A 6743-nucleotide genomic window follows, 5' to 3' on the forward strand; every position below is an offset into this window, starting at 1 on the left:
TGTAGGAGCTTTTTAATTACAACAAACCTAAAAAAGGCGGGGCACCTGAGTGCCCCGCCTTTTTATTAATAAACACTACAGGTCAGGCAGCGGCTATGCTGTTTCGGGCGAAGGGGTTGTTGGGGTCGATCTCTAGGGCTTTGTCCAGGAACTCGCGGGCCAGGGCGCTATCGCCCATATCGCGGTAAGTGTTGCCTAGATTGACATAGGCCTCAACATACTTGCTGTTAATTGAGATAGCGGCTTTGAATTCTGCTACGGCATCTTCATTTTGGCCGAGCATCTGGTAAGCCATACCACAGTGGTTTCTTACATCAGCATATCGCGGGTTGATGCTAATGGCTTTGCGGTATTCTTCGATGGCTTCATCATAGCTTTGGCGGCGATAAAGATCATCTGCTAAGTTAGCATGGAATAGGACATCATCAGCCTCAGTTGATGCGATGGTCTCAAGTGCGCCTAAAGCATTTAGGAAATCGCCTTTATTATGATATTCCATAGCGCGAACGAAGCGGTCGTTGGTCTTCAATTCAGGTTTGATATCGATGGCTTCTTGAACTCGCTGCAAACCCTCATCACGGTTGCCCATTTCATAGAGCACGATGCCATGATAGATAATTGCTTTAACAAACTTCTTGTTGATATCAACAGCGCGCAATAGGTGGAACAGGGCTTCATCAAATCGTTTCAGTTTCCAAAGAGCATTGGCACGATGGAAATGAAGGTCTGCATACTGAGGCTGAAGTGTGAGCGCTTGACCATAAGCATAAGCGCATTGATCCCAATCCCTACGTTTCATCGCATCCGACCCAAGTTGTGTGTGAGCCTCAGCTGTGTAAAATCGGGCTAATTTTAAAGTTACAGCATCCGCTGCAGCTTCATGTTCGAGTATCTGGGCAAACTCTTCGATTGCCTCTTCATATTGACCCTGATCGTAGCACCGAATTGCGCGGGTATAAGTCTCGTTGTGTGCAAAGCTAAACATGCGTCCCAAAATGGACATAAATTGTTCCTCCGAATTTAGTTATACTATTCAATTGCTTCGCCGTTGTGCGCTCGGCCAACTCCCTCATAACAGAAACCTGAACGGCGCACTCGTGTAGGGTCGTAAATATTACGCCCATCGAAAAGGTAAGGCTGCTTGACAACGCTGCGCAACCTATCTAAGTTCAACTGCTTAAACTCGTTCCACTCTGTGATGAGCACAACCGCATCCGCGTCTTGAGCCGCATCATAAGGGCTATTTGCATATGTTATTGTTGGATGGAAACGTTTGAAGTTCTCCATCGCTGCGGGATCGTAGGCTTTGACTAAAGCTTTTTCACTAAGCAAATATCTAATAATCTCGATGGATTTCGCTTCACGCAAGTCATCCGTATTTGGTTTGAATGACAAACCTAAAACTGCAATCGTCTTGCCGTCCAATCCTCCCAAAGCTTTCTTAATCTTGTCAACAAAATGTTTTGGCTGTTCCGTGTTGATGACTTGCACAGCTTTGAGCATCGAAGCATCGCATCCAAACCGCTGAGAAGTAGCAATCAACGCCGCAACATCCTTAGGAAGACACGAGCCGCCATAGCCTAAACCAGCCTGCAAGAACGATGGCCCAATTCGACTATCCGCCCCCATCCCCTTCGCTACAAGAGCAATATCCGCATTCACTGACTCGCAAAGCTGTGAAAGGGCATTGATATATGATATTTTCAGTGCAAGAAAACAGTTCGAAGCGTATTTAATCAATTCAGCCGAAGCCAAATCAGTCATCAACATCGGTCGCTCTAATGGTGCATAAAGCTCGACTATCTTCAAAGCTGCCGAATGGTTGGTCGCGCCTATCACGATGCGGTCAGGGTGAAGGGTGTCGTAAACAGCTTGACCTTCACGCAGGAATTCTGGATTTGAAACCACATCAAAATCGTTTTTACCGTTCCGATACTTGAGGATCAGGTCGCGGACATTGTTGCCTGAACCAACAGGAACAGTACTCTTGTTAACAATGATCTTATAGCCATTCAGGGAGAGAGCGATTGACTTAGCGACCTCTTCAACTTGGCTCAAGTCAGACTCACCGCTTGGCAAACTGGGGGTGCCGACGGCAATGAACACAACTTCAGAACGTTTAATGGATTCGTTGATATCAGTCGAGAAAACCAGTCTTCCCTCTTCGATGCCGCGTTCGATCAGTTCCTCGACGCCCGGTTCGTAGATGGGTGACTTCCCAGCTTTAAGTAGCTCAATTTTCTTTTCGTCTTTATCAACACAGATTACATCATTGCCCAGATCGGCAAAAACAACACCCGTAACCAGACCGACATAACCTGTTCCAATTACACAGATATTCATCCAAACCTTCCCCACTTGGCACGTACATATTGCGCCATAAGTTATATTCGGCATTCCTAGCAATTTTCTGGAGGTTTAGCTTCAAAAAACCTCAAGGAAATTGCTAGGTACACGTTTCATTGTACGGTAAAAAAGCTGTGATCGTAACCGACAGTATCAGTTTGACCCAATTTTCCGACAAGCTTCACATCTGTATCTTCCCTCTGTGCCACTAGGTCGTGAGCAAAGGAAGGTTGAACAGCACAGGGGGAAGATTTCACTGCAAAAAAACACTAAGCCCCCGATTGCAACGCAATCGGGGGCTTAGTTCTCCAATCTTATGACTTCAGCTTAGCAGCAGCGTCGGTCTTTTCCCAGGGAAACTTGGGATTGCCGAAGTGACCGTTTTTAGCGGTTGCTAGGTAAATTGGCTTTGTTAAGTCAAAGTAGCTAATAATACCGCCAGGGCTTAGGTCGAAATGGTCTCTTATTCTCTCATTGATAACATCTTCATCAACTGTCTCAGTGCCATAGGTCTCAAGGGCAATTGCAACTGGCTGTGGAACACCAATAGCATAGGCTAACTGGACTGAAACTCGCTCCGCCAAACCTGCGGCGACGATATTCTTTGCCAGATAACGAGCCATGTAGCTGGCTGAGCGGTCAACTTTTGTCGGATCCTTACCCGAAAAAGCGCCGCCGCCATGACCAACGACTCCGCCGTAAGTATCAACGATGATCTTGCGGCCGGTCACGCCGGTATCACCTTGCGGGCCACCGATTGTGAATATTCCGGTCGGATTGATGTGGTACTTAATGTTATGGTCAGTGAATTGCTTGAAATCCTTCAATACAGGGTCTATAACATACTCATGCACAATTGCTGCGACATCAGGCTGCTTTAACTCTTCATCGTGCTGAGTTGAAACCACGATTGTATCGATATATTTAGGGCAGAACCCCTCATAGGCAACCGTTACCTGCGACTTGCCGTCTGGGCGTAGGCCAAGGTCAGGGTTTGCTTTTCGAACTTCGGTCAATTTCGCAGATAGTCGGTGAGCAATAGTAATAGGCAGCGGCATAAGTTCTTCGGTCTCTTTTGCGGCATAGCCTATCATCATTCCCTGATCGCCGGCTCCACCTCGATCGACCCCAACGCTAATATCCGCCGATTGCTTTTGAATAGCAACCATTACACCGCAGGTATCTCCTTCGAAGCCGAAGGAACTCTTGGTGTAACCAACCTCATTAATTGTCCGCCGAACGACATCTGGGATTTCTACATAAGTTTTTGTTGTGACTTCTCCCGCAACTACAGCAATACCGCGGGAAAGTAATGTTTCAATCGCCACGCGACTTTGAGGGTCATCACGAAGACATTCATCCAACAGAGCATCACTTATCTGGTCCGCGAGCTTATCGGGGTGACCTTCAGTTACGCTTTCAGAAGTAATTAGTCTAAACTGAGACACGATTACACCGCCTTCTATTAGAAAACATATTCTTGTTAGCCGCTTTTTTTATTTATTCCCATCAGTCGAGACGCAAAATAATGACAGGAAATTAGAGGGAATGCGACCTGGCACATAGTAAAACAAATGCCAATAACATGACTAAATATACCTTGGAGTGGAATTAATGTCAATTGGAGGCAATTTAAGGTTTTTATGCGACAGCACGTTTGGGCGCCAGCATCATTACGAAAGCTTCGAATAGGTCTCGGTTAAAATAGGTTGGCATTTCGTCACGCATAAGCTCTAGCGCTTGGAATGCAGGCAAAGGCTGCTTATAAGTCCGTTGGGAGGTGAGAGCATCAAAAACGTCGGCGATACAGCAGATTCGAGCGTAATCATGGATTTCTTCGCCCTTTAATCCATGCGAATAACCTAAACCGTCTTCACGTTCATGATGCTGTAAAGTGATAATGTTGCAAATATCCGTCAAATGCCCTGTCTCTCTGAGTATTCGATTGCCTTCGTCTGGATGATTGCGAATAACATCCCATTCTTCAGGCTGTAAGGTACTTGTTTTCTGGATTATCTTGAGATCAATATTTATTTTGCCAATGTCGTGAAGCATTAACCCGGCGGCTAGTTCTTTCAGGTCATGTTTGATGCTCTTATTATATATCTTTTTTGCCAGCATTATCCCATATATCCCAACGTTTAAAGAATGTGTGTAAGTGCTTGGATCGTGTGAGGATACTCGAACTAGGTAGGACGAAGTATCTTCATCATCAAACATTGTGTTGACCATTTCTCCCACAGCATCCTTCACCTCTCCGATTGATTCAGCAGTCGGACACGAAAGAAGGGCATTCATCATCGCTGACGCTTGAGTGTAGATTGCTATAGCGCGGCTTTGAGGACGTCTAATGGGTAGATTAAGCACATTTCGAAGGCTACGTGCTTCTGTTTTTGGATCCTTAAGTGGGAAGGGGATTTCCTCCAATGAAAATCCCCTTCCAGAATTATCGAATCGGGAACGGGAAATGTCTACTTGTATTTCTATAAGCCCACTATCCAGAAGATTTTCCAATTGGGCTTCAGTGGTAACAAGAAACTTGTTTAGAAGAAACGGATGACTTAACCACAAGCTCGGCAGTATAACAAACGCGCCGAGCGTTACCTCTTCAATTTTTACAACTTTTATACTCATCTAGTGCTGCTCATTGAAAATCTAAGATCGGACGTAAATATAGCTCGCCTCATAATAAATTCTCGGAGAGTTTCAGCTAAACTAGCACCAATATTTATACTAGCTTTATTACTGCACCAACTCAACGTATTATGCGGCTGCCCGATTTGGGGCCAACATCATTACGAAGGTTTCGAATAAGTCGCGGCTAAAGAAGGTCGGCATTTCGTTTCTCATAAGCTCTAACGCCTGGAATGCAGGCATTGGCTGCTTATAGGACCGTTGGGAGGTGAGAGCATCAAAAACGTCGGCGATACAGCAGATTCGAGCGTAATCATGGATTTCTTCGCCCACTAATCCAAACGGATAACCGGAACCGTCATCACGTTCATGATGCTGCATTATGATAAAACTACAATCATCCGTCAAATACCCTGTCTCTTTAAGCATTCGATTGCCTTCACTTGGATGCTTGCGAATAATATCCCACTCCTCAGGCAGTAATTTGCCTGGTTTCTGGATTATATTAATATCAATATTTATTTTGCCCAGATCGTGAAGAAAGAAACCGGCCCCGAGTTCCTTCTGGTCATGTTTAATGCTTTTTTTGTAAATTCTATTTGCCAGCATCATCGCGTAAATACCAACGTTCACCGAATGCGTAAATGTGCTTGGATCATGTGAGAAAACTCTGACTAGGTAGGACGATGTTTCTTCATCCTCAAGCACCATGTTGACCATTTCTCCCACAGCTTCCTTCACCTCTCCAATCGAATCCGCAGTCGGGCACGAAAAGAGAGCATTCATCATCGCTGAGGCTTGATTGTAAACGGCTGTTGCGCGGCTTTGAGGTCGCCTGATGGGCAGATGGAGCACATTTCGAAGGCTGCGCGCTTCTGTTTTTGGATCTTTGAGAGGGCTTGGGATTGCCTCACCTGAAATATCTTTGTCGGAATTATCGAATCGGGAACGAGAAAGGTCTACCTGTATTTCAGTGAGGCCACTATTTTGAAGCGTTTCCAATTGAGCTACTGTAGTAACAAGAAACTTATTTAGAAGAAACGGGTGACTTAACCACGAGCGCGGCAATATCACATACGCGCCTAGCTTTACTTCTTCGATTTTCACAACTTCGATGCTCATCTAATGCTGCTCAAAGAAAATCCAAAAATCAGACGCACACAGAGCACGCCTCATATCGAATTTTCGGAGAAATATTGCCCGACAAGTACTATTAATAATACTAGCAGTCTATAAATATCTATCAAAGGTCCAACTTACAGGTTGCAACTGGCTTATCGTAACAGGGATTCTTCTTGTCGATTACCAACAATTGATCCCACTTCAGCTTCAAGAAGTTCGAAGGAGCTACATGGCCGTCTGCAAAAGCCACATTGCCATTGTTGTTGTGCCACATGACGCGTTTGCCGAATTCGCTGTCATCTGGAGAACCGTAAATATTGCAGGGCTGATTAAGATCAGTTTTGCTGCAGAAGTTATAAATGTCTCCTCCCTTACTTATAGCCGATCGAATGGTTGCCTTGATGTCGACTTTCTTAATATCTCCAATCGAGCGAGTATCCTCACTCCAACCAACGTTCGCCTGCTCTTCGAAGTAATTATTTAAGCTGTCCCACATCATTACTGTATCCGCAGACCTATCGATATCGGCTTCTTTCGCATAGTTCAGCCGAGCGTAGTTGTAGGCATAAGAGGCTAGATAGGTTTTAGTAGGTTCAATTGGGAAAGCCCCTGTAGTATCGTTGGGGATTTCAGGACACGTG

The 6743-nt window shown here is 45.2% G+C and carries 6 protein-coding genes; all 6 read right to left on the reverse strand.

Annotated elements, in window-relative coordinates; translation table 11 throughout:
* Positions 1 to 82: 82 nt before the first annotated feature.
* A complete protein-coding gene (locus WCO51_08075) occupies positions 83 to 1003 on the reverse strand; it encodes a tetratricopeptide repeat protein (protein MEI6513215.1) in 921 nt (306 codons plus the stop codon).
* Positions 1004 to 1029: 26 nt separating this feature from the next.
* A complete protein-coding gene (locus WCO51_08080) occupies positions 1030 to 2343 on the reverse strand; it encodes a UDP-glucose/GDP-mannose dehydrogenase family protein (GenBank protein MEI6513216.1) in 1314 nt (437 codons plus the stop codon).
* A 317-nt stretch (positions 2344 to 2660) separates the two neighbouring features.
* Entirely contained in the window at positions 2661 to 3794 is a 1134-nt protein-coding gene (metK, locus tag WCO51_08085) for a methionine adenosyltransferase (protein MEI6513217.1), read from the reverse strand.
* A 193-nt stretch (positions 3795 to 3987) separates the two neighbouring features.
* The gene (locus WCO51_08090) at positions 3988 to 4980 is read right to left on the reverse strand and encodes an HD domain-containing phosphohydrolase (GenBank protein ID MEI6513218.1); all 993 of its coding nucleotides are present in this window, start codon (positions 4978 to 4980) and stop codon (positions 3988 to 3990) included.
* A gap of 129 nt (positions 4981 to 5109) precedes the next feature.
* A complete protein-coding gene (locus WCO51_08095) occupies positions 5110 to 6102 on the reverse strand; it encodes an HD domain-containing phosphohydrolase (protein ID MEI6513219.1) in 993 nt (330 codons plus the stop codon).
* A 121-nt stretch (positions 6103 to 6223) separates the two neighbouring features.
* Positions 6224 to 6743: hypothetical protein (locus WCO51_08100; protein ID MEI6513220.1), on the reverse strand; the 520-nt coding region annotated here is incomplete at its 5' end.

Source organism: bacterium (assembly GCA_037131655.1).
Taxonomy (GTDB): domain Bacteria; phylum Armatimonadota; class Fimbriimonadia; order Fimbriimonadales; family JBAXQP01; genus JBAXQP01.

Bases quoted from the DNA above. Each gene is read 5' to 3' on its own strand.
- WCO51_08075 (MEI6513215.1), bottom strand. From the start codon at position 1,003: ATGTCCATTTTGGGACGCATGTTTAGCTTTGCACACAACGAGACTTAT.
- WCO51_08080 (MEI6513216.1), bottom strand. From the start codon at position 2,343: ATGAATATCTGTGTAATTGGAACAGGTTATGTCGGTCTGGTTACGGGT.
- WCO51_08090 (MEI6513218.1), bottom strand. From the start codon at position 4,980: ATGAGTATAAAAGTTGTAAAAATTGAAGAGGTAACGCTCGGCGCGTTT.
- WCO51_08095 (MEI6513219.1), bottom strand. From the start codon at position 6,102: ATGAGCATCGAAGTTGTGAAAATCGAAGAAGTAAAGCTAGGCGCGTAT.